The 23,210-nt window shown below is 45.4% G+C and carries 21 protein-coding genes; all 21 read left to right on the top strand.

Annotation, left to right across the window (positions count from 1 at the left end; all coding sequences use genetic code 11):
- Window positions 1–56: 56 nt before the first annotated feature.
- On the top strand, window positions 57–2,606 hold the full coding sequence (locus ACFQZT_RS30030) for a DNA translocase FtsK (protein WP_379306224.1): 2,550 nt from the start codon (window positions 57–59) through the stop codon (window positions 2,604–2,606).
- A 113-nt stretch (window positions 2,607–2,719) separates the two neighbouring features.
- A complete protein-coding gene (sleB, locus tag ACFQZT_RS30025) occupies window positions 2,720–3,526 on the top strand; it encodes a spore cortex-lytic enzyme (RefSeq protein WP_379306221.1) in 807 nt (268 codons plus the stop codon).
- Window positions 3,527–3,630: 104 nt separating this feature from the next.
- Window positions 3,631–4,911 carry an EF-P 5-aminopentanol modification-associated protein YfmF gene (gene yfmF, locus ACFQZT_RS30020; RefSeq protein ID WP_379306219.1) on the top strand — a complete coding sequence of 427 codons (1,281 nt, stop codon included), beginning with the start codon at window positions 3,631–3,633 and terminating at the stop codon, window positions 4,909–4,911.
- Window positions 4,912–4,914: 3 nt separating this feature from the next.
- Window positions 4,915–6,204 carry an EF-P 5-aminopentanol modification-associated protein YfmH gene (yfmH, locus tag ACFQZT_RS30015; RefSeq protein WP_379306217.1) on the top strand — a complete coding sequence of 430 codons (1,290 nt, stop codon included), beginning with the start codon at window positions 4,915–4,917 and terminating at the stop codon, window positions 6,202–6,204.
- The gene (gene ymfI / locus ACFQZT_RS30010) at window positions 6,201–6,956 is read left to right on the top strand and encodes an elongation factor P 5-aminopentanone reductase (RefSeq protein ID WP_379306215.1); all 756 of its coding nucleotides are present in this window, start codon (window positions 6,201–6,203) and stop codon (window positions 6,954–6,956) included. Before yfmH ends, ymfI begins: the two co-directional genes overlap by 4 nt.
- Before the next feature lie 86 nt (window positions 6,957–7,042).
- The gene (locus tag ACFQZT_RS30005) at window positions 7,043–7,294 is read left to right on the top strand and encodes a DUF3243 domain-containing protein (RefSeq protein WP_379306213.1); all 252 of its coding nucleotides are present in this window, start codon (window positions 7,043–7,045) and stop codon (window positions 7,292–7,294) included.
- Window positions 7,295–7,498: 204 nt separating this feature from the next.
- Window positions 7,499–8,350, top strand: a complete 852-nt coding sequence (locus tag ACFQZT_RS30000) for a hypothetical protein (protein ID WP_379306211.1) — start codon at window positions 7,499–7,501, stop codon at window positions 8,348–8,350.
- 128 nt (window positions 8,351–8,478) lie between these two features.
- A complete protein-coding gene (locus ACFQZT_RS29995; RefSeq protein WP_379306406.1) occupies window positions 8,479–9,222 on the top strand; it encodes a DUF3388 domain-containing protein in 744 nt (247 codons plus the stop codon).
- 48 nt (window positions 9,223–9,270) lie between these two features.
- Complete coding sequence (locus ACFQZT_RS29990; RefSeq protein WP_379306209.1) at window positions 9,271–10,158, top strand: helix-turn-helix domain-containing protein; 888 nt, start codon at window positions 9,271–9,273, stop codon at window positions 10,156–10,158.
- 141 nt (window positions 10,159–10,299) lie between these two features.
- Window positions 10,300–10,791 (top strand): YajQ family cyclic di-GMP-binding protein, encoded by a 492-nt coding sequence (locus ACFQZT_RS29985; RefSeq protein ID WP_379306207.1) that lies wholly within the window; start codon window positions 10,300–10,302, stop codon window positions 10,789–10,791.
- 118 nt (window positions 10,792–10,909) lie between these two features.
- Entirely contained in the window at window positions 10,910–12,238 is a 1,329-nt protein-coding gene (rimO, locus tag ACFQZT_RS29980) for a 30S ribosomal protein S12 methylthiotransferase RimO (RefSeq protein WP_379306205.1), read from the top strand.
- Complete coding sequence (gene pgsA, locus ACFQZT_RS29975) at window positions 12,235–12,822, top strand: CDP-diacylglycerol--glycerol-3-phosphate 3-phosphatidyltransferase (protein WP_379306203.1); 588 nt, start codon at window positions 12,235–12,237, stop codon at window positions 12,820–12,822. The genes rimO and pgsA overlap by 4 nt, the downstream gene beginning before the upstream one ends.
- Window positions 12,823–12,882: 60 nt before the next feature.
- The gene (locus ACFQZT_RS29970; protein WP_379306201.1) at window positions 12,883–14,133 is read left to right on the top strand and encodes a competence/damage-inducible protein A; all 1,251 of its coding nucleotides are present in this window, start codon (window positions 12,883–12,885) and stop codon (window positions 14,131–14,133) included.
- Window positions 14,134–14,305: 172 nt separating this feature from the next.
- On the top strand, window positions 14,306–15,352 hold the full coding sequence (gene recA / locus ACFQZT_RS29965) for a recombinase RecA (RefSeq protein WP_379306199.1): 1,047 nt from the start codon (window positions 14,306–14,308) through the stop codon (window positions 15,350–15,352).
- A 74-nt stretch (window positions 15,353–15,426) separates the two neighbouring features.
- Window positions 15,427–16,116, top strand: a complete 690-nt coding sequence (locus ACFQZT_RS29960; protein WP_379306197.1) for a regulatory protein RecX — start codon at window positions 15,427–15,429, stop codon at window positions 16,114–16,116.
- A gap of 384 nt (window positions 16,117–16,500) precedes the next feature.
- A complete protein-coding gene (gene rny, locus ACFQZT_RS29955) occupies window positions 16,501–18,039 on the top strand; it encodes a ribonuclease Y (RefSeq protein ID WP_379306195.1) in 1,539 nt (512 codons plus the stop codon).
- A gap of 78 nt (window positions 18,040–18,117) precedes the next feature.
- Entirely contained in the window at window positions 18,118–18,912 is a 795-nt protein-coding gene (locus ACFQZT_RS29950) for a TIGR00282 family metallophosphoesterase (RefSeq protein ID WP_379306193.1), read from the top strand.
- 114 nt (window positions 18,913–19,026) lie between these two features.
- Window positions 19,027–19,287: a stage V sporulation protein S gene (locus tag ACFQZT_RS29945; RefSeq protein ID WP_005550495.1), complete on the top strand. Its 261-nt coding sequence runs from the start codon at window positions 19,027–19,029 to the stop codon at window positions 19,285–19,287.
- A 104-nt stretch (window positions 19,288–19,391) separates the two neighbouring features.
- A complete protein-coding gene (locus ACFQZT_RS29940; RefSeq protein WP_379306191.1) occupies window positions 19,392–20,333 on the top strand; it encodes a dipeptidase in 942 nt (313 codons plus the stop codon).
- A gap of 204 nt (window positions 20,334–20,537) precedes the next feature.
- Window positions 20,538–22,286: a 2-oxoacid:acceptor oxidoreductase subunit alpha gene (locus ACFQZT_RS29935; RefSeq protein ID WP_379306189.1), complete on the top strand. Its 1,749-nt coding sequence runs from the start codon at window positions 20,538–20,540 to the stop codon at window positions 22,284–22,286.
- Window positions 22,274–23,140, top strand: coding sequence for a 2-oxoacid:ferredoxin oxidoreductase subunit beta (locus tag ACFQZT_RS29930; RefSeq protein WP_188174089.1), 867 nt, complete (start codon window positions 22,274–22,276; stop codon window positions 23,138–23,140). The genes ACFQZT_RS29935 and ACFQZT_RS29930 overlap by 13 nt, the downstream gene beginning before the upstream one ends.
- Window positions 23,141–23,210: the final 70 nt, after the last annotated feature.

Raw genomic sequence — 23,210 nt, 5'->3', positions numbered from 1 at the left:
GCCAGTATCTTCCCCTTGACCCATTATGGTATAATGTGGTCTCGGGGGTGACAAGCGTGGCAAAACGCAAGAAAAAAGGCAAGAATGTGAAGACGAGCTTGTTATTCGAATTGTATGGGATTGTGATCTTGATTTTTTCGGTTATTGCCCTTGCCCAGCAAGGACATGTCGGGAATTCGCTTATGTACCTGTTTCGTTTTTTCGTGGGGACATGGTATTCGTTGATACCGCTGATTTTCATATATGTGGCCTTGTATGCCATGATTAAAAGAGCCTGGCCGAATATGCGAACAGTGAAAAAGGCAGGCATTCTATTATTCATATTAGGACTACTTATCAAGAATCATATCGATTTGTTTGCCCAGTTATATCCGGATGGCGGATTCTCCTCAGGTAAGATTATTTCTTCGACTTGGGAAGCTATGCTAGCGGGGTTACATCCTACGGATGCAGGCAAAGCTGCGCTACAATTCGGTATCGGCGGCGGCATGATCGGTGCCATCCTATATGGCATTTTGTATTTTTTGTTTGATTATTTAGGAGCAAGGCTGATCCAATATGCGTTGTTTGTCATCGGATTCATTCTGGCGACAGGTCTTTCGTATGTCGACATCGGAAACATGGTACGCGGCCGCTTCAAAAATGTCGGAGATAATTTCAAAGACAGAATGAAAGAATGGCTGCAAGACCGCGGAGGACGGCAACCGCAGAGCGCAGCAGCTGGGGCTCCCGTTAGCAGGGTGAAGAAGCAATCGTATGTCCCTGTCGATGACGAGTTCGACGAGGAAGTTTTCCAGCCGGTGAAGCGCTCGAAGAAAGCGCCGTTATTTATGGAGCTGCTTCGCCCAGTCAAAGAAGGACGGAAAAAGGCAAGCACCGACCATTTCGAGGATGAGGATGATGCGTCCGTTAATGTGGTAGGCGCTGCTGAGAAAGTCGTCTACCAGGCGGAATCTGAACATGATTCACTTGAAGCCGTTGGTAAGCAAGAAGAACAGCCGGTAACTCCGATCATTCGTGATTTTCAGGAGCAGGTGTTTCAAGAGGCGCAGGTGGCCAAGCCACAGGCATCCCAGCCAAGCGTTCCATCAATATCGAAAGCCAAAGTCTCTGAGGTGCAAGACGGCGATCAAGAGCCTGTTTCAGTGGAGTTCCAGCAGGATGCTCCACAGGTCAATTCGAGGCCATATGAACTTCCGGCACTCGATTTGTTGGCCAAGCCTGCTGCCGGCAAGGGCAGCGAGATGTCGGACTACAAAGCGAACGCAAGGAAGCTTGAAGCGACATTGGAGAGTTTTGGCGTCCGCGCCAAGGTTCTTGAAGTTGTCCGCGGACCAGCTGTTACGCGTTACGAAATCCAGCCCGACGTTGGCGTTAAGGTTAGCCGAATCGTCAGCTTAACCGACGATATCGCTTTGGCGCTTGCGGCGAAGGACATTCGAATGGAAGCGCCGATTCCCGGTAAATCTGCGATCGGTATCGAGGTGCCGAACCTGGAAGTTTCAGTCGTGACGATGCGCGAAGTGATGGAAACGAATGCCTTCAATGAGTCGAGCTCGCGATTGTCCGTCGTGCTTGGTCGCGATATTTCCGGGCAACCGATCGTCGGTAATTTGGCCAGAATGCCTCACTTACTCGTTGCCGGGGCTACCGGATCAGGTAAATCAGTTTGTATTAACGGTATTATTACGAGCATTTTGTATAAAGCCAAGCCGAACGAAGTGAAGTTTCTGATGATTGACCCGAAAATGGTCGAGTTGAATGTATATAACGGCATTCCTCATTTGCTGGCACCTGTTGTTACCGACCCGCGAAGAGCATCACTTGCTCTGAAAAAGGTCGTTGTCGAGATGGAGAAACGCTATGAGCTTTTCTCTAAAAGCGGGACCCGAAATATTGAAGGTTACAACGCGATGCTTACGGAAAGCGGCACAGCAGCACCATTGCCTTACTATGTAGTCATCGTGGACGAGTTAGCCGACTTGATGATGGTTGCGGCTAATGATGTGGAGGATTCGATCTGCCGTCTGGCACAAATGGCGCGTGCAGCGGGAATTCACTTGATTATTGCAACTCAGCGTCCTTCTGTCGACGTTATTACGGGAGTCATTAAAGCGAACATTCCTTCGCGTATCGCGTTTGGTGTGTCTTCACAAGTCGATTCCCGGACGATCTTGGATATGGTCGGTGCTGAGAAGCTGCTGGGCCGCGGCGATATGCTTTATTTGCCTGTCGGCGCATCCAAGCCGGTTCGTGTACAGGGTGCTTTTTTATCCGATCAGGAGGTTGAGCATGTGGTAAGCTTTGTTCGTACGCAAGAACAAGCCAACTACCAGGAAGAAATGGTTCCACAGGTCGAGGAACAGCCAGAAGAGCAGGACGAATTTGCTGACGAGCTATACGACCAAGCAGTGCAAATTGTGCTAGAAGCGAAGCAAGCTTCCGTGTCCTTGTTGCAGCGCCGTATGCGGGTCGGTTACACGCGCGCTGCGCGATTGATAGATTCGATGGAAGCTAAAGGTGTAGTCGGTCCCTATGAAGGCAGTAAACCTCGTGAAGTATTGATGTCGATCGAGCAGTATCACCACAACCGAATAAGTTCTTGATCTGAATTGAACACTCTCCTGCGAGAGTGTTTTTTTATCGTGAATAATCAATGCCCCCCTTTCTCATAATAAGCAAGAAAAGGCTGCAATTTGAAAAGAGAGGTTGAAGGGGAATGAACAAAAGGTTAATCGTACTTACATTATGTATCGTTTTCGTTTTGTTTGCCGCATTTCAGTTGAAGAACAACAAAACCCATCCGAAGACGGAAGAAACGTTTAGTAAAAACGAGATCAGATATGGTGCAACAGGATCAGATGTTAATGAGCTGCAAGGTCGATTGAAATTCATCGGTTTCTATGGCGGAAACATAGACGGAGATTTTGGTTATAGAACCTTAGTTGCCGTGAAACGTTTCCAAGGTGAATTCGGCATGACGGTCGATGGTATTGTTGGTCCCAAGACGAAGCTTAGGATTTGGGAAGCTACGAAAGAATGGAGGCCGACAGCACCGACAACTGGGAATGCTGGTACCGCTGGAGGCGGAGGCGGTGGTGGTGGTGGAACCGAAAATGCGGGATCCAGTGATAGGCCGGCGAATTTGATGCCCTCAAACAACCTGGGATTATCGGAGCAGGACATTAATTTAATGGCAAATGCCGTTAATGGTGAATCACGAGGAGAGCCCTACATTGGTCAGGTTGCAGTTGCGGCCGTTATTCTTAATCGTGTGAAGTCGGCTAGTTTCCCTAACACGGTATCCGGTGTTATTTTTCAACCGGGAGCGTTCACTGCTGTAGCTGACGGGCAAATTTGGCTGACCCCAAGTGAGTCCACGAAAAAAGCGGTTAGAGATGCACTGGGCGGTTGGGATCCGACAGGCGGTTGTATTTATTATTTTAACCCTGAAACAGCGACATCCAAATGGATTTGGAGCAGACCTCAAGTCAAAAATATCGGCAAGCACATCTTCTGTAAATAATATGCGGCATGGACAAGGAGAAGGAACCAGCATTGGTTGCTTCTCCTGTTCGTATAGGAATATAATGGATATAAATCTTGGATTCATGAAGGGAGATACGACCTTTGAAGCATATACAATTTCAGCGGAGCACGTGGAACCATATTCGACTTCATGTGCTGCCAACGGATCAATTCAAGACATTTGCCATATCGGTGTACATAGGCCGTCCCTTAGCGGAAGATACGGTCACGAATACGGCATTGACGCCATTTGTGCTGCGAAGAGGCACCCAGCTTCATCCGGAAACACAACAATTCCGTGAGTATTTAGATGATCTGTATGGAGCGGGGTTTGGCTTTGATATATACAAACGCGGCGACTACCAAATCGTCCAACTGCGCATGGATATTATTAACGACCGTTTTGTTTCCTCGAACGAATCTTTATTGAAAAAAGGGCTTGAATTCGTTGGTGAAACATTAACCCAGCCAGCACAAGAAGACGGCCATTTCCGCAGCAAATATGTGGATTCTGAGAAACAGACACTTCAAAAACGTATTGAGGCTATGATCAATGATAAAGTTCGTTACGCCGCGGAGCGTTGTATTGAAGAAATGTGCAGCGACGAGCCTTACCGTCTTCACCCATTAGGTAAAATTGATGATCTCGACGGTATTACCCCGCAGAACTTATACGAACAATATAAGGAGTGGCTGCAAAATGCTCCGTTAGATATTTATGTTGTAGGCAATACCACTCTTGAAGAAGTTGAGGCAATTGTCAAGCAAGCTTTTTCGATCGGAAGAAATAAGGACGTTCATTATGAAACCGTAATTCCAAGAAGCACATCGCGTGAAGCGAAAACGGTCGTCGAGCGTCTGGATGTAAATCAGGGTAAGCTGAATATGGGTCTGCGTACCAATATTTCATACCGTGATGAGCAGTATCCCGTTGCCTTGATGTACAATGGTGTGCTTGGCGGATACCCACATTCGAAGCTTTTTATTAATGTTCGTGAGAAAGCAAGCTTGGCCTACTATGCTTCATCGAGATTTGATGGGCATAAAGGCATTCTGACGGTTCAATCGGGTATCGAAATGCAAAATTACGAAAAAGCGGTGGATATCATCCGAAAGCAGCTGCAAGCGATGGAGCGGGGGGATATCAGCGAGACGGAAATGAGTCAAACCCGTGCGATGATTTCGAACCAATTGCGTGAATTGCAGGATTCGGCCTTTGAACTGATATCATTTGACTTTAATGCGATTTTATCTGGCAAAGAGCGCACGGTTGCAGACTTAATCGAAGCCGTAGAACGGGTGGACGTACCAGCAATAGCGGAGGCTGCCAAGCGTGTTCAGCTGGATACCATTTACTTTTTACGGGATCAGAAGGGGGAGTAGAAGATGCAGGTTATTCCATATCCACATCTCAATGAAAAGATTTATCACGAGCAGCTAGATAATGGGTTGCATGTATTTGTACTTCCCAAAGAAGGATTCCAAAAAACGTATGCAACGTTCACCACGAAGTACGGTTCAATCGATAACCATTTTCAAGTTGAAGGCAAAGAGGAAGTTCGCGTACCGGATGGCATCGCTCATTTCTTAGAGCACAAAATGTTTGAGGAGCCGGAGGGTGATGTATTTGCCAGCTTTGCTTCGCAAGGTGCGTCAGCGAACGCTTTTACAAGTTTTGATCGAACGGCCTATTTGTTTTCCTCGACGGATCATATTTTGACAAACTTAAGGACATTAATTAATTTTGTGCAAAACCCATTTTTTACGGATGAAAATGTGGAAAAAGAGAAGGGCATCATCGGGCAGGAAATCAAGATGTACCAAGATCATCCCGATTGGCGCAGTTATTACGGTCTTATCGAGTCCATGTACGCCAAGCATCCGGTCCACATCGACATCGCCGGTACTGTAGAATCTATAGCGCAAATTACGAAAGAAACCTTGTATGAGTGCTATCATACGTTTTACCACCCTAGCAATATGAGTTTATTTGTGGTAGGCGGGGTCGACCCGCAAGAGGTTGTTGCGTTTGTTAAGGAAAACCAGGCGGCCAAATCGTTTGCTCCCCAAGGGCGCATCGCGCGATTTTTTGAGGATGAACCTTTGGAAGTTCAAGAACCGAGAAGAGTGATTACACTTCCCGTATCTCTTCCCAAATGCTTGTTTGGTCTAAAAGAGGCTGCTCCATCGGTAGCAGGTAAAGACCTGCTGATCAGAGAACTAACGACCAAACTCATGCTGGATATTTTATTTAGCTCCAGTTCAGACATTTATCAGGCCTTATATGATGAGCAGCTGATTTCGGATAATTTTGGCCATGAGTATAATTGCAGTGAGGACTTCGCTTTTTCCATTCTAGGGGGAGATACGAAGGATCCTGACCAGCTTGTTGCCAGGATTCGAGATGAAGTCGACAAACGTAAAGGTCCTGGTTTTGATCCCGTTACCTTTGAGCGAAGTCGTAAAAAGAAAATTGGCAATTTCCTGCGCATGTTGAACTCACCGGAAGCTATCGCGAATGAGTTCACAAAATACCGATTCAAAGGTATTGATTTGTTTGATATTCTACCCGTCTATGAAAGTATTACACTTGAAGACGTAAACAAGCGGCTTCGCGAGCATTTTGATTGGAGCAGACTTGCGATTTCTATCGTCCAAAGTCGTGGTCAATCGTGACGCGCTCTAAACCTTTTACGGAACAAACCGTTTTAATTACAGGAGCCAGCAGAGGCATTGGCGCGGCAATCGCCGAACGTTTTGCGATGGTAGGCATGAACGTCGTCATCCATTATCGGGATTCGCACGAGGCCGCGAATGAGGTGGCTCGCTCTTGCATCAAGCATGGCGCCAAAGTCCTTACGGTATCAGCGGATGTTCGTTCACGCGAACAAATCAACAAGATGAAGGAAAAGCTGGAGCAGAGGGAAATGATCCCCGATATCATCGTTAACAATGCGGGAATCGCCCATTATGGACTGCTTTCCGACGTGAGCGAAGAAGATTGGGATCTGATCATGGACGTTAATCTCAAAGGGGCATTCCTTTGTACTCAAACGTTTATGGCGGCCATGATCCGGCAAAAATATGGGCGAATTATTAACGTTTCTTCCATATGGGGCATATCCGGCGCATCTTGTGAAGTCGTATACTCAACCGCCAAAGGCGGAATGAATGCTTTTACGAAAGCACTAGCCAAGGAACTGGCGCCTTCCGGAGTTACTGTGAATGCTGTTGCGCCTGGAGCAGTCAACACCGAAATGATGGCAGGTTTTCAAGCGGAGGAGAAGGCGGCGTTGGAAAGTGAAATCCCTGTCGGGCGGTTTGCTTTACCAGATGAAATCGCCTCGCTGGTTTACTTTTTGGCGCTTCCGGAATCCGGCTATATTACGGGACAGATTATCAGTCCAAACGGTGGATGGCTGACCTGACATGACCAAGCGCATAATTCTTTGAGGAAAAGTGAATATTACCTATGTAATGACCATTTCTCTCAACTCAAAGGAGGCTTCTTACAATGGCTACTGTACTTCAAGTATTTGATAAGTGGAAAGAGTTTCTTGCTGAGCGTGTTAGTCAAGCCGAACGGGCTGGGATGAGCGACGAGACGATCAGCAAGCTCGCTTTTCAAATCGGTGAATTTCTTGCTAATAAAGTAGATCCTGAAAACACACAGGAGCGAGTGCTTAAAGAGCTGTGGGATGCCGGGAACGAAGAAGAAAAACGCACACTTGCCCGCCTCATGGTAAAATTAGTGGACAAAGCCTAATAACCGTTTTACAATTCAATAAGGCAACTTGTGAAAGCCTCCTCTTTCGGAGGCTTTTGCATGCTTTTCCACAAAAGAGAGTATGGTTTTCAAAGTTGAAAAACTTCTTTCTTTGTAGCGATAAAGCCATCCTCTAAACGCGGTCACTCATCTTTGAATGGCATCGATAGAGGTTTTCTCATTGGGAGGAAGGAACAGTCAATCATGAGGATTCACCGTATTGTTTTAAGCTTACTGCTTTTGACTTTTGTAGTGACAGGTTGTGGGAACCGCGGGATTCCTGTCATTAAGCAAGAATTGCTGGACAAAAAAATATCTGTGCTAATGCTCACAAGCGCTGGCATTTCCGATACTGCCAAGCAATCTGTATCCACTGCGCTTCAACAATGGAGAGATTCTAATTTAATTGCTTACGATTGGATCAAGGACGCCACAGTCATTGATAATGACATTGTAACGAAGCTGAAAGTCAGGACTTATGACTACATATATGTAATAGGCAATGAATTGTTGCCGTCTGCGGAACAAGTGATTCAACAAGACGCAGTGACTAGCAAATGGACTTTGCTGCAAAGTCAGCTGGATGCAAACGGGTCATCCAATCTTATTGGCAATCAAGCGGCCTTATTTCAGATCGATCCGAATCAGGTAGACAATCTGAAAGGCAAATGGATTCAAGATTTATTAAATCAAAATGCCTCAATAGAATGGATCACTCAAGCCGATCATCCGATTCCTTCTGCATGGGCTCCCTCTGAGGAAGCAGATCATATTATTTTACTTGATAACAATGATCAATGGTTCCAACAGCTCGCGTTTCAAACGAGACAACATCTTTCTACGTGGATCATCTTCTACGCGCCAACAGATGCTGCCCATGTTCAAAAAGCCAAGTCGCTCGGTGTGTCTGTCATGGATTTAAACGGGTCATTATCAGCCGAGTTGAATTGGGCAACCATTTTGAATAACCGTTTGAATGCCATGCTGCAAAAGACATGGAAACCGGGTGCAACCGTATTCACGGATCAAGAGCTGAAAGAACTAAAAATGAAATAATAAATTGCTTTTCTGAGCTAGATGGAGAAGGAGTTTGCCGAATTTTGTAGAAATATTTTACTTGGTAACTATCGGATAGTTACTTAATTTGCGATGAGGTGGAACGATTGGACGTTAAAGAGTGGTACATGGAGTATAAGATTCATAAGAATCGTCCTGGTTTGCTGGGGGATATCGCTTCCTTAATGGGGATGCTCGATATCAATATTGTGACCATTAATGGGGTGGAAGACCGCACTCGCGGAATGCTTCTGCAAACGAATGATGAAGAAAAAATTGACTTAATGGGTAAAATGTTAAGAAAAGTAGATAATATTACTATTACTGCCCTTCGTCCACCCAAGCTTGTTGATATTTTGGCCGTTCGTCATGGCCGGTACATCGAGCGAGACTCGGATGATCGTAAAACGTTCCGATTTACTCGGGATGAGCTTGGGCTCTTGGTCGACTTCCTTGGTGAGATTTTCAAACGCGAAGGCAACCATGTCGTAGGTTTACGCGGAATGCCTCGTGTAGGTAAAACCGAATCGATTATTGCCGGAAGCGTATGTGCCAATAAACGTTGGACTTTCGTATCGTCCACTTTATTGAGACAAACGGTTCGCAGTCAGCTTTCCGAAGATGAAATGACACCTAACAATGTCTACATTATTGACGGTATTGTTTCTACAATCCGCTCCAATGAAAAGCATTACAGCCTATTGCAGGAAATTATGGCGATGCCATCGACCAAAGTGATCGAACACCCGGATATATTTATTCGTGAATCCGAATATACTTATAATCACTTCGATTATATTATTGAATTGCGAAACAATCCGGATGAAGAGATTAATTACGATTCCTTTACCTACACTTCCGAACCTTTTTAATGCCTGCAACGTCCATACATATAACGACTGTCTCGGGGAGGTGACCTTGTGTCTGATCTAGGATATATACTGCGTAAAGCGCGCATAGATAGGAAAATATCTCTTGATGACCTGCAGGAAGTGACGAAAATCCGTAAACGCTACCTGGAGGCTATTGAAGAGGGGAATTATAAAGTGCTTCCTGGAAGTTTCTATGTTCGTGCTTTCATCAAGAGTTATGCGGAGGCAGTAGGGCTGGATCCTACGGAAGTGCTGAATATGTATCAGACAACGAATCCCTCCCCGGTTTCTGAAAAGCCGGCTGTTGAGACGATTCGCACGAAAAGAACGAGTGTTCGGAATATGGAAAAATTGAGCCGCTGGGCCTCCAGCGTCATGTTTATATGTTTTATTTTGCTCATATTCGGGATTGTGTACTATTATACTTACAAGAATCATAAAGGAACGCCTGCGGAGGACAAACCTTCCCAGACGCAATCTCCGCGAATAACCGATTCCACCAATCCTTCAGCAGGAACGAAGTCGAGTTCAACTGCGAATGCAACCGGCGACAGTAAGGCCGCAGCGATTCCGACACCGACTCCAACGCCTTCGCCTACGCCAACACCTGCTGTTCAAGTGAAGTTCAGCAGCAGTGAAAAGGGCGTTGACAATTACACGATCACGGGAACTTCTAAACTTGACATTCAGATGAAAATCACGGGCGCACAATGCTGGATTCAAGTCAATGCGTTAACGGATACAGGTGTGAAGGGCGATATGCTCAGACAGAAGCTTTACAAAAATGGAGATACCGATTCTTTTGATCTAACGAGTTCCGCTTATCTGAACGTAGGTGCAGCGAGCGCGCTGGAATTGACTGTGAATGGTACGGTTGTTCCCGTTGGCGATACGCCTAATCCGAAAAGAGTGCAGCTCAACTTGCAAAAAAGCTAGCATTTTGGCGCTTTCTGCGCTTTCCCGGGTAATGAAAGCTGGGCAATGACATCCTGAGCCGAGGGGCTGTGGGATGTTTCTTTTTGTACCGCTTCTTGCTATAATGCATTATGTAATTTCATGGAAAGGGAGTTTATAGAAATGAGTTCAGAAAGCTCGTTTGATATTGTATCCAAGCTGGACATGCAGGAGCTAAACAACGCCATTCAACAGGCGGAGAAAGAAATTTTGACCCGCTTTGATTTTAAAGGGAGCAAAAGCAGCATTAAACTGGAAAAAGACCAACTGACGGTCATCTCAGATGATGAGTTTAAGCTTCAAAACGTGCTTGATATTTTACATGCTAAAATGACGAAACGCGGTATCTCGATCAAAAACCTTGAATATAGCAAAGTCGAGCCTGCCGCCTCTTCGACAGTCAGACAGAAGATCTCTTTGAAACAAGGTGTTGATCAAGAAAATGCCAAAAAAATCAACATCCTGATTCGCGATTCGAAGCTGAAAGTGAAAAGTCAAATTCAAGGCGACCAAATTCGAGTGACAGGAAAAAGCAAGGATGATCTGCAAGCCGTTATCGCCTTGCTTCGCAAAGCTGACATTCCGTTGGATCTGCAATTCGTGAACCTGAAATAATGCACTTAGTACAACCAAGACCCCCTAGATATAGGGGGTCTTATCTTTTTTGACACCCTATAGGGCATGTATTATACTTGTAAGGAGTGGTTTAGGACTATTGGAGGTTGTTTCATTCATGACAGAAAAGGTTAAAGTAGTTACCCTCGGATGCGAGAAAAACTTGGTCGATTCCGAGATCATGGCCGGATTGATTCACGGGCGCGGCTTTCAACTTGTTGACAACAAAGAAGATGCCACCGTTATCATCGTAAATACTTGCGGATTTATCGATGCGGCGAAAGAAGAATCCGTGAATACGATTCTGGATATGGCGGAGTTGAAGCAAACGGCGAATCTGAAGGCACTAATCGTCTCTGGCTGTTTGACTCAACGTTATAAGAAGGAATTAATGGAAGAAATGCCCGAAATCGACGGTATCGTCGGAACTGGGGATTTCGATAAAATCAATCACATTGTAGATGAAGCTTTACGTGGTAAAAAACCGGTTCTGGTTGGAAATCCGGTATTTAACTATGACGCGGATCTGCCCAGACAAGTGACGACACCGCGTTATACCGCATATGTTAAAATAGCCGAAGGCTGCGATAATGCTTGTACATTCTGCAGTATTCCGATCATGCGGGGCAAATTCCGCAGCAGAAGCATGGAGTCGATTGTAGCTGAAGTAGCCGGATTAGCCGCACAAGGGGTTAAAGAAATTAGTCTCATCGCCCAAGATTCCACCAATTACGGGACGGATCTGTACGATGGTTTTATGCTGCCTACGCTGCTTAACAAAGTTAGTGAAGTGCCGGGCATCGAATGGGTGCGTCTGCATTATGCATACCCTGGTTTCTTCAGCGATGAACTGATTGCCACGATGGCAGCGAATCCGAAGATTTGCAAATATATTGATATGCCTCTGCAGCATAGCGAAGATTCTATTCTTAAGCGCATGCGCAGACCTGGTCGCCAGAAGGATACGCGTGAGCTGGTGCGTAAAATTCGTGCAGCCATTCCAGACGTTGCGCTTCGTACTTCTTTGATCGTAGGTTTCCCGGGCGAGACTGAAGAAGATTTCGAGAATTTGAAACAATTTGTTCGCGAAATGGAGTTTGACCGCCTCGGTGTGTTCGCTTACTCGAAAGAAGACGATACGCCAGCTGCTCGTCTGCCTGATCAAGTTCCAGATGATGTGAAGGAATATCGCGCGAATACGCTGATGGAAATTCAGCGAGAAATCTCGAACAAGCGCGGTGGACGTCGCATTGGGCAAGAAATCGATGTGCTAATTGAAAGATATGATGGTAGAAGCGATGTTTATATTGGGCGTTCTCAATTCGATGCGCCTGAGATTGACGGTGAGGTGTTCGTATCGAACGCTCGCTTAAACATTGGTGAACTGGCAAAAGTACGCATTACCCACTCTTACGAGTTTGACTTGTCCGGGGAGGTTATTGCATGAACCTAGCCAATCGCATCACGGTAGCGAGGATATTGCTTGTGCCGATCATCATGTTCTTCTTGTTGATACAAGTGAAGTTTCCTCACATCCGGATCGAAGAGTTCAGCATTACTTATAATCAAATTATTGCTGCATTAATTTTTATTATTGCAGCAAGTACTGACAGCTTGGATGGGTATATTGCAAGAAAGCGTAAGCTGGTGACAAATCTGGGCAAGCTGCTTGATCCTTTGGCGGATAAGCTGCTTGTTACAGCTGTGCTCGTTTCGCTCGTTGAAATGGGCAAGGTCGATGCATGGATCGTTATTGTGATCATCAGCAGAGAGTGGGCGGTTACGGGTCTTCGCCAGATAGCTTTATTGGAAGGAACTGTTATGGCGGCCAGCAAATGGGGAAAGGCAAAGACAGCTGCACAGATTACTGCTATCATCGCGCTGCTTATCAATAATTTTCCGTTCACATTTGTGGGTTTTCCCTTTGATGTTATCGCAAGTTGGGTAGCGGCCATCATTACCCTGTATTCAGGTATCGAGTATTTCGTAAAAAACAAGCATGTCATAGATTTTTCGGAAAAGTCGCAATAGGGAAACCTATTGTTTTTTCCCATTTTGACGATAAATCGAAAACGCTTAGGAGGGTAATCCATGAAAGCGGAGATTGTGGCGGTAGGGACTGAACTTTTATTAGGTCAAATTGTGAATACGAACGCACAGTTCCTTTCACGCGAATGTGCAGCGCTAGGCATCGATATTTTCTATCAGACGGTCGTTGGCGATAATGAGCAGCGGTTGATGGATGCGTTTAAACTGGCGTCTTCACGCGCTGACGTCGTAATCTGCACAGGAGGGCTGGGTCCGACTCAGGACGATTTGACGAAGGATGTGCTTGCTGCATTTACCGGGCGGAACCTCGTTCTACACGAGCCATCCATGAAGTCGATTACGGAATTGTTCAGCACCCGGGGCATTCACATGGTCGAGAGCAACAGAAGGCAGGCACTTATGCTCGAAGGCAGTGATCCTTTACATAATGAAACGGGGCTTGCCGTAGGCATTGCTTATACGCATGAAGGCACGCATTTCATTCTTTTGCCAGGACCGCCAAAAGAGATGAAACCGATGTTTACAAAATATGCGTCAACATGGCTGCGCGGCGTGATGACGGATGAAGTGCCGCTGTACTCCAAAATGCTGAAATTCGCAGGTATCGGTGAATCCAATTTGGAGCATCAATTGCTTGATCTCATTGAAGCTCAAACAGATCCGACGATCGCGCCTTACGCCAAAGAAGGCGAGGTTACCATTCGATTAACGACCAGGGCGAAATCAGCTGCCGAAGGAGAGCGCAACCTTCAAGCAACGGAACAGGAGATCAGACGACGTGTCGGGGATCATTTGTATGCAGTTGAGGATGTGCCTATTGAAACGGTCGTTCTGCAAATGCTAGGGGAGAAAGGGCATAGGCTTGCTGTAGCTGAAAGCTGTACTGGCGGTCTTCTAAGTGATTTGATTACGACTGTGCCTGGTAGCTCTCAATCGTTTCTTGGCGGTATCATATGTTATTCTAACGTATTAAAAAATAAGCTGCTAAACGTTCCTATAGAAGTGCTAGAAGGCGAAGGAGCTCCAGGAGCAGTTAGCGCTGAATCAGCTGCGATATTAGCTCAGCAACTGCTAGCGACAACTACTAGTGACTTTGGTATCTCGGTAACGGGCGTTGCCGGTCCTAGCCCATCTGAAGGCAAGCCTGTTGGCCTTGTCTACGTTGGTCTGGCCCAGAAGGGCACCGAGCCAAAAGTGGTCACTTTGCAGCTCTCAGGCACTCGTGAGACGATTAAGCACAGGGCTGCAAAAGCAGCGCTCTATCATTTCTGGAAATTGTTGAAAGAATGCTAGAAATAGCTTATAATAAAAGTATCTGTTAACGGAAGAACCGTAGCAAAGCGATAACTTTGTTGCGGTTTTTTGTTTGTCTGCTAAAAAATCGAATGTATGTTCGAAAAAATGCTTGGCAAACACTCCAAAACAAGTTATCATATACCTATAATGATAAAAGGAAGTGAGTGTTTTGACAGATCGTCGCGCCGCACTTGAAATGGCACTGCGTCAAATCGAAAAACAATTCGGAAAAGGCTCCATCATGAAGCTTGGAGAATCCACACATATGCAAGTTGAAACGATTCCCAGCGGATCGCTTGCTCTTGATATTGCACTGGGTATCGGTGGATATCCGCGCGGAAGAATTATTGAAGTGTACGGACCTGAATCTTCCGGTAAAACAACTGTAGCTTTACATGCAATCGCAGAAGTACAAAAGGTTGGCGGACAAGCCGCATTTATCGATGCGGAGCACGCATTGGATCCTTCATATGCAAGCAAACTCGGTATTAACATAGATGAACTCTTGCTTTCTCAACCGGATACCGGTGAGCAAGCACTTGAAATTGCGGAAGCGCTCGTCCGCAGCGGTGCAGTCGACATTATCGTCATTGACTCCGTAGCTGCACTCGTGCCGAAGGCGGAGATCGAAGGCGAGATGGGTGACTCTCACGTAGGTCTTCAAGCTCGTTTGATGTCCCAGGCACTCCGCAAACTCTCTGGTGCCATCAACAAATCCAAAGTTATTGCGATTTTCATTAACCAATTGCGTGAGAAAGTTGGCGTTATGTTCGGTAACCCAGAGACTACGCCAGGTGGCCGCGCACTGAAGTTCTACTCTTCCGTTCGTTTGGACGTACGTCGTGTAGAAACGATTAAGCAAGGTAATGACATGGTGGGTAACCGCACAAGAATTAAAGTCGTTAAGAATAAAGTAGCTCCTCCATTTAAGCAAGCGGAGATTGATATCATGTACGGGGAAGGGATTTCCCGCGAAGGTAGTATCATTGATATCGCGACTGAGATGGATATTGTCAACAAAAGCGGAGCTTGGTACTCGTTCGAAGGCGAGAGACTGGGTCAGGGCCGTGAAAATGCGAAACAATTCTTGAAAGAAAACAAGGGCATTGCGGATACGATTGAGTTGAAAATCCGTGATAACAGTAATTTGATTAAAGTGACGGGCCCGAATACCGATGATGATGAGGAAGATGAAGCAGCACTTGCTTTTGAATAAGTTCTTGAAATAAGATGGCAGCACCTTAAACCTCGGGTTAAGGTGCTTTCGTTTTTTAGAGGAGTTGTTTCCATTTGAGCGATGAAGAGCAGCAGCTATCGATCATCACACTGGTCGAGAAGCAAAAGCGCGGTAGACACCGCTATAACATTTTTCTTAATGATGAGTACGCTTTTTCCGTACATGAAGATATTATGATTAAGCATCGGTTACTTAAGGGAGAGATGATAGACCCTGAGCAGATGGCGGTAATACTAAGGGACGAGGAACGGAATAACGCTTACACGAAAGCTTTACGAATGATCGGAAGAAGGCAGCACTCCTCCAGCGAAGTAAAGCGAAAGCTGAAAGAGCATGGCTTCGAGCCACCGATCATTCAATGGACTTGTGATACATTAGAACAGCAGAAGTATATCAACGATGAGGAATTTGCAAAAATGTGGACGGAGCACCGCATCTATTCGCAGCGCAAAGGCCGCAATTTAGTTCGCCAAGAGCTGCAGCAAAAGGGAATCCATAAAGAGCTAGTACAGGGAGCCATGCAAACCATCGATCCAGATGAGGAGCTACAGGGTGCGTTGAAGGTCGCACGTACTAAATGGAAGCAAACCTCAGGAGAAACGATTGATAAGAAACGTAAAACGGCGGCATTTTTAATGAGAAGGGGCTATACAGGCTCTGTTGTAAGTAAAGTATTGAAAGAGCTGAACGAGGGATCTGACGATGAAGAGGTTGAACTGTTTGAGGATTCTTACGATTATTAATGTGGTTAAATAAATGAGAATGTTGATTAATGACATTAATTATCATCTCACTATTCTTCCATCTCTTGGACAATCGCTTGACAAGCTTCTTCGACAAAAGATAAAATAACAATGTATATTTTCATAAAGATTCAAAATCATAAGGAATTGGTTGATTTTGATGAAACAGTTGTAGAAACCGCCAATTTTTACGCTGTTGGTTATGAATTATTCGCACATTCGTGCCATTAGCGCACCGTGCACATTCATTTTGAGCCATGCTCTTTCTAAAAAAAGTATGGGGAAGTTATGACTTTGCCTTGCCTAACAATTAAAAAATCGGATTAAAAAACCGAAGGAATCCCAAGCTAACACCTTGGAGAAACCAACGAGGAGGTGAACAAGATGACTATCATCTGGATCGCGATCATTCTCGTTGTTGGAGCTGCATGCTTAGGGATTGGTTATTTTATCCGCAAGTCTCTTGCAGAAGCGAAAATTTCCAGTGCAGAAATTGCCGCTGAGCAGATCCGTGAATCAGCTAAGAAAGAAGCGGAAGCGCTGAAAAAAGAAACGGTTCTGGAAGCGAAGGACGAAGTGCATAAACTGCGGTCCGAAGCTGAAAAAGACATTCGTGAACGTCGAAATGAAATTCAACGACAAGAAAGACGATTGTTGCAAAAAGAGGAATCGCTGGATAAAAAATTAGAATCTCTCGAACGTAAAGAAGAGCAAGTAGCCAACAAAGAGAAGCGAATCGAGGATACGCAATCACAGATTGACCAGTTGTATAGAAGTCAGGTTGCAGAGTTGGAACGAATTTCGGGTCTTACTATGGAAGAAGCGAAGAACATTATTCTGACAAATGTAGAACAAGAAGTTCGTCATGAAACTGCGCAGTTGATTAAAGAGATTGAACAGCAAGCCAAAGAGGAAGGCGATAAGAAAGCCAGAGAGGTTATTACGCTCGCCATTCAAAGATGTGCTGCTGATCATGTAGCTGAAACGACCGTTTCCGTTGTCACATTGCCAAATGAAGAAATGAAAGGTCGCATCATCGGACGTGAAGGACGTAACATCCGCGCATTGGAAACATTGACGGGGATCGACCTCATCATCGATGATACGCCAGAAGCGGTTATTTTGTCAGGATTTGATCCGATCCGACGTGAAATTGCTCGTACCTCTCTAGAGAAGTTAGTTGCTGATGGTCGTATCCATCCAGCTCGCATTGAGGAGATGGTAGAGAAATCCCGTAAGGAAGTGGATGAGCGCATTCGCGAGTACGGGGAACAAGCAACGTTCGAGGTTGGCGTTCACGGATTGCATCCAGACTTGATCAAAATTTTGGGTCGACTGAAATTCAGAACAAGTTACGGTCAAAACGTGCTGAAGCATTCAATGGAAGTAGCTTATCTAGCTGGTCTGATGGCTGGAGAACTCGGGGAAGACGTAACTTTGGCGAAACGTGCCGGGCTGCTTCATGACATCGGTAAGGCGCTTGACCACGAGGTCGAAGGATCTCATGTGGAGATCGGCGTCGAGATCGGCAAGAAGTATAAAGAGCATCCAGTTGTAATTAACAGTATCGCGTCACATCATGGCGACGTTGAAGCTACCTCTGTTATTGCGATGCTGGTTGGGGCGGCAGATGCATTATCCGCGGCAAGACCAGGGGCACGCAGAGAAACACTGGAAACTTACATTAAACGTCTTGAAAAGCTCGAAGAAATTTCTGAATCATTCGAAGGCGTTGAGAAATCGTACGCTATTCAGGCAGGCCGTGAAGTTCGCGTGATGGTTCAACCGGAGAAAGTGGATGACACCGAAGCGTTCCGTCTGGCCCGGGATATTACGAAGAAAATCGAGGGTGAACTCGATTATCCAGGACATATCAAGGTCACGGTTATTCGTGAAACGAGAGCAGTCGAGTACGCAAAATAAGCATATTCAATGTGAAAAGTGGCTGATGCAGCCACTTTTCCTCATTTTCAGTTCCATAGAGGAGAATAGAGAATCATTATGAAAATTGTATTTATCGGAGATATCGTGGGGTCTGTAGGCAGAAAGGCACTCAAAAACGTCATGCCGCGATTAAAACAAGCTCATCCAGGTGCTGTGTTTATTGCGAATGGAGAGAACGCTGCCGCAGGCAAAGGTATTACATCTGCCATTGCCAAAGAGATTTATGAACTAGGCATTCAAGCGATAACCATGGGAAATCATACGTGGGATCAAAAAGAAATTTTTGATTTCATCGATCGCGATGAGAAGATGGTACGACCGGCGAACTTCCCGCCAGGTACGCCAGGTAGAGGCCATACCGTTATCAAGGTCAAGGATCAGGAGCTTCTGATTATTAATCTGCAAGGGCGTACGTTTCTTCCTCCAATTGATTGTCCGTTTCGCAAAGCGGATGAAATTTTGGAGGCGGATAAAAAGAAACATAAATTTGTTTTTGTTGATTTTCACGCGGAGGCGACCTCTGAGAAGATCGCGATGGGATGGCATTTGGATGGTAAGGTATCAGCAGTCGTAGGTACACATACCCATGTACAGACGAACGATAACCGTGTGCTCCCGCAAGGAACAGCTTATGTAACTGATGTAGGCATGGTAGGGCCACGTGACGGTATTCTTGGAGTTGAACGCAACGCGGTTCTGCAGAAATTCAAAACCCAGTTGCCGGTTCGATTCGTAACGGATGAAGGCAAATGGCATTTTCACGCGGTCGTCATCGAATTGAACGATCAAACGGGTCTGGCAAAAGGGATTAGTCTCATTCGATATGATGAAGATCAAGTTTTCTTGGACTAACGGACAATTCTAAATATTGAGAATATTCATTCTGCATGAAAAGGTATTTTTGGAGAACCTCTAGAATATGATGGTTACTGGAATCTATCCATCATTCCCGAGGAGGTACTTTTCATGGAAGTATTAAAAGTTTCAGCAAAATCCAATCCAAACTCCGTTGCAGGTGCACTGGCAGGCGTCTTGCGTGAGCGTGGAGCAGCGGAGCTTCAGGCTATCGGCGCAGGAGCTTTAAACCAGGCCATCAAAGCAGTAGCTATCGCAAGAGGATTTGTTGCGCCTAGTGGGGTTGACTTAATTTGCGTTCCAGCATTCACGGATATCGTAATTGACGGGGAAGATCGGACGGCCATTAAATTAATTGTAGAGCCTAGGTAAGATTAACAATCATACATAGACAAGACCCAACACCTGTTTACCTTGTAGACAGGTTTTTTATTTTGTCTCCAAACGGAAAGCGCTAAGTTGGAGGGGGAACCACAATGAAAATTATGGACGGTCATTGCGATGCGTTAACAAAGCTGTATTTGAACCCTAAACTTGATTTTCATAAAGAGGAGATGGAGCTGGATGTCAACTATCCGCGGCTTCAGCAAGCCGGAATCAAGGTGCAATGCTTTGCGATCTATTTAGCTGAGAGTATAGTCGCACCCACTTTCGAACATGTATTACAGATGATAGACGTCTTTCATCGGAAAATTACAAGTCATCCAGGGATGTCTTTTATACAGAATGCGACGGATTGGCTTGCATTGGAGAAAAGCGATCGGATCGGAGCCATCCTAACTCTTGAGGGCTTAGACGCAATAGCGGGTAATTTAACGTATTTACGGATTCTATACCACCTTGGTGTTAGAAGTGTTGGTCTTACGTGGAATTATGCGAACTGGGCAGCTGATGGCGTTATGGAGCCGCGCAGGGGGGGATTTACTTTAAAAGGCAAACGGATGTTAAAAGAATTAGAAACTATGGATATAATAGTGGATGTGTCCCATCTTTCTGTAAAAGCTTTTTGGGAATTAGCCGAACTTTACGGAAAGACTTTTATTGCGTCACATTCCAATGCGGGGAGGTTATGTCCTCATCCAAGAAATTTATCAGATGAGCAAATCTCCGTCATTATTCAAAAGCAAGGACAAATCGGAATTACATTTGTCCCTTACTTTGTTGAAGCTTCCCGTACGCCAGTCCAAATCAGCCAATTGCTAACGCATATCGATCATGTGTGCTCTTTGGGCGGGGAAAACCACGTCGGCTTCGGTTCAGATTTTGACGGCATTGAAAAATGGATTGAAGGACTTAGACATGCGGGTGATTATGAAAATATAATAGAAGCTTTATGCAAAAACTATAAGGAAGCGCAGGTGGAGCGATTCTTATATGGAAATTGGCGAAGATTTATGCTTGCCAACCTTCCCACATAAAGATGTGAATCGATCTAAAATTGATATGGATTTCATCTAAAAACTCTATGTTTTAGATTCGTTCAAACCTCTTGCATTTTGCTCCATAAAGGCATAGAATTTGTTTGACAAGTGAAAGATTTTTTTTATTACTCTTTTCCAAATTACTTAAGTGTTAGTTAATGTTTTCTTCATGCAGCTACAATCAAAAGGAGTGGACGTACGGTGATTAGTCAGTTATCTTGGAAAATCGGGGGTCAACAGGGTGAAGGGGTCGAATCGACAGACCGTATCTTCTCCACTGCATTGAACCGACTCGGTTACTATTTGTATGGGTACCGTCATTTCTCTTCACGGATTAAGGGGGGACATACAAATAACAAGATTCGCATCAGCACCAAGCCGATTCGCGCAATTTCCGACGATTTGGACATTCTGGTTGCTTTCGACCAAGAAAGTATTGATTTCAATGCACATGAACTTCGTGACAACGGAGTCATTGTAGCGGATGCAAAGTTCAATCCAGTATTGCCGGAAGGTATTAAAGCACGTTTGTTCCCTGTTCCAATCACTGCAATTGCAGAAGAATTAGGAACATCCCTATTTAAGAACATGGCCGCATCAGGCGCTTCTTGGGCTTTGCTTGGTCTGCCGCTTGATGTGTTTAATAAAGCCGTTGAAGAAGAGTTCGGCCGTAAAGGCGCAGCAGTCGTTGAGAAAAACGTTGAAGCTGTTCGCAAAGGGGCAGAATCCGTATTGGAATTAGCCGGCGGACCTATCGCTGACTTCCAATTGGAACCAGCTGACGGCAAACAAAAATTGTTCATGATCGGTAACGATGCGATCGCGCTCGGAGCCGTAGCTGCAGGTTGCCGCTTCATGCCTGCATATCCGATTACGCCAGCTTCCGAAGTTATGGAATACCTAATCAAAGCGCTTCCAAAATTTGGCGGTACCGTTATCCAAACGGAAGATGAAATCGCGGCATGTACGATGGCAATCGGCGCTAACTATGCAGGTGCACGTGCACTTACCGCGTCCGCAGGTCCTGGTCTTTCCTTGATGATGGAAGCCATCGGTCTTGCCGGTATGACAGAGACTCCTGTCGTTATCGTAGATACGCAACGCGGTGGTCCAAGTACTGGTCTTCCAACGAAACAAGAACAATCCGACTTGAATGCAATGGTGTACGGTACTCACGGTGAAATCCCGAAAATCGTACTTTCTCCAAGCACTATCGAGGAATGCTTCTACGACACAATCGAAGCTTTCAACTTGGCTGAGAAATACCAATGTCCAGTTATTCTGATGACTGACCTTCAGCTTTCCTTGGGTAAACAATCCGCTGAGATGCTGGATTACAACCGCATTGTGATTGACCGTGGAAATCTGGTAACAGAAGCTCCTGAATTGACAGATAACCAACTGTTCAAACGTTATGAATTTACGGAGAACGGTGTTTCCCCGCGCGTCATTCCTGGCGTGAAAAACGGTATTCACCACGTAACAGGCGTTGAGCACGATCAAACGGGCCGTCCATCCGAGAGCACGGAAAACCGTCAGAAAATGATGGATAAACGTTTAGAGAAGCTGAAACATATTCAAGTAACGGATGCGATTAAAGTTGACGCTCCTCACGAGAATCCGGATCTTTTGATTATCGGTATGGGTTCCACTGGCGGTACGATCGACGAAGCAAGAAGCCGTGTTGCGCAGGAAGGAATTACAACTAACCACGTAACCGTTCGTCTGATTCACCCATTCCCGGCCGATCAATTGAAACCACTTGTTGAAAAAGCGAAACAAGTCATTGTTGTCGAAAATAATGCGACAGGTCAACTAGCGGATCAAATCAAATTGAACGTTGGTCATGCAGATAAAATTAAGAACGTCCTGAAATACAACGGTAACCCTTTCTTGCCGGCAGAAATCGAACAAAAATGTAAGGAGTTGACCCTAGCATGGCAACGTTAAAAGACTTTCGTAATAATGTAAAGCCGAACTGGTGTCCAGGATGCGGAGACTTCTCCGTACAAGCGGCGATTCAAAGAGCAGCAGCTAACGTAGGCTTGGAGCCAGAAGGTTTAGCAATCGTATCCGGTATCGGATGCTCCGGTCGTATCTCGGGTTACATCAATGCTTACGGTTTCCATGGTATTCATGGTAGATCCTTGCCAATCGCTCAAGGCGTGAAAATGGCAAACCGTGATCTGACAGTTATCGCATCGGGCGGTGACGGAGACGGTTTCGCAATCGGTATGGGTCATACAGTACATGCGATTCGCCGTAACATCGACGTTACGTATATTGTTATGGATAACCAAATCTACGGTTTGACTAAAGGTCAAGCTTCCCCGCGTTCCGCGGAAGGCTTCAAAACCAAAAGTACGCCGCAAGGTTCCATCGAGTCCGCGATTTCACCGCTTGAAATTGCCATGGCTGCCGGTGCAACTTTCGTAGCCCAATCGTTCTCCAGCAACTTGAAACAGTTAACAGCTGTTATCGAAGCTGGTTTGAACCACAAAGGTTTCTCTTTGATCAACGTTTTCAGCCCATGCGTTACGTTCAACAAAGTGAATACGTATGACTGGTTCAAAGAGAACATCGTAGATCTGGATGAAATTCCTGACTATGATTCAACAAATCGCGTGATGGCGATGACGAAAATCATGGAAACAAACTCCATGCTTACAGGCATCATCTATCAAAATAAAGACAAAAAGAGTTACGAAGATTCCGTTCCTAACTTTGCTACAGAAGGTCTTGCTAAACAAAATCTTCAAATCTCCGAAGCAGACTTCAACAAATTGCTTACTGAGTTCAAATAAGAATTACATTAGAGGGCATATGGAGATTCTCCGTATGCCTTCCTTTTTTGCTGAGAGGCTATATTTCGCC

This window comes from Paenibacillus sp. GCM10027628 (assembly GCF_042676385.1).
Lineage (GTDB): Bacteria > Bacillota > Bacilli > Paenibacillales > NBRC-103111 > Paenibacillus_E.
The sequence above is the reverse complement of the archived record's forward strand: the minus strand, read 5'-3'. Positions and strand labels throughout refer to the sequence as shown.

Bases quoted from the DNA above. Each gene is read 5' to 3' on its own strand.
- rimO (WP_379306205.1), top strand. From the start codon at position 10,910: ATGACAGAAAAGGTTAAAGTAGTTACCCTCGGATGCGAGAAAAACTTG.
- ACFQZT_RS29985 (WP_379306207.1), top strand. From the start codon at position 10,300: ATGAGTTCAGAAAGCTCGTTTGATATTGTATCCAAGCTGGACATGCAG.
- ACFQZT_RS29930 (WP_188174089.1), top strand. From the start codon at position 22,274: ATGGCAACGTTAAAAGACTTTCGTAATAATGTAAAGCCGAACTGGTGT.
- ACFQZT_RS30000 (WP_379306211.1), top strand. From the start codon at position 7,499: ATGAGGATTCACCGTATTGTTTTAAGCTTACTGCTTTTGACTTTTGTA.
- yfmH (WP_379306217.1), top strand. From the start codon at position 4,915: ATGCAGGTTATTCCATATCCACATCTCAATGAAAAGATTTATCACGAG.
- ACFQZT_RS29995 (WP_379306406.1), top strand. From the start codon at position 8,479: ATGGAGTATAAGATTCATAAGAATCGTCCTGGTTTGCTGGGGGATATC.
- ACFQZT_RS29945 (WP_005550495.1), top strand. From the start codon at position 19,027: ATGGAAGTATTAAAAGTTTCAGCAAAATCCAATCCAAACTCCGTTGCA.
- ACFQZT_RS29950 (WP_379306193.1), top strand. From the start codon at position 18,118: ATGAAAATTGTATTTATCGGAGATATCGTGGGGTCTGTAGGCAGAAAG.
- pgsA (WP_379306203.1), top strand. From the start codon at position 12,235: ATGAACCTAGCCAATCGCATCACGGTAGCGAGGATATTGCTTGTGCCG.
- ACFQZT_RS29970 (WP_379306201.1), top strand. From the start codon at position 12,883: ATGAAAGCGGAGATTGTGGCGGTAGGGACTGAACTTTTATTAGGTCAA.
- rny (WP_379306195.1), top strand. From the start codon at position 16,501: ATGACTATCATCTGGATCGCGATCATTCTCGTTGTTGGAGCTGCATGC.
- sleB (WP_379306221.1), top strand. From the start codon at position 2,720: ATGAACAAAAGGTTAATCGTACTTACATTATGTATCGTTTTCGTTTTG.
- ACFQZT_RS30005 (WP_379306213.1), top strand. From the start codon at position 7,043: ATGGCTACTGTACTTCAAGTATTTGATAAGTGGAAAGAGTTTCTTGCT.
- ACFQZT_RS29940 (WP_379306191.1), top strand. From the start codon at position 19,392: ATGAAAATTATGGACGGTCATTGCGATGCGTTAACAAAGCTGTATTTG.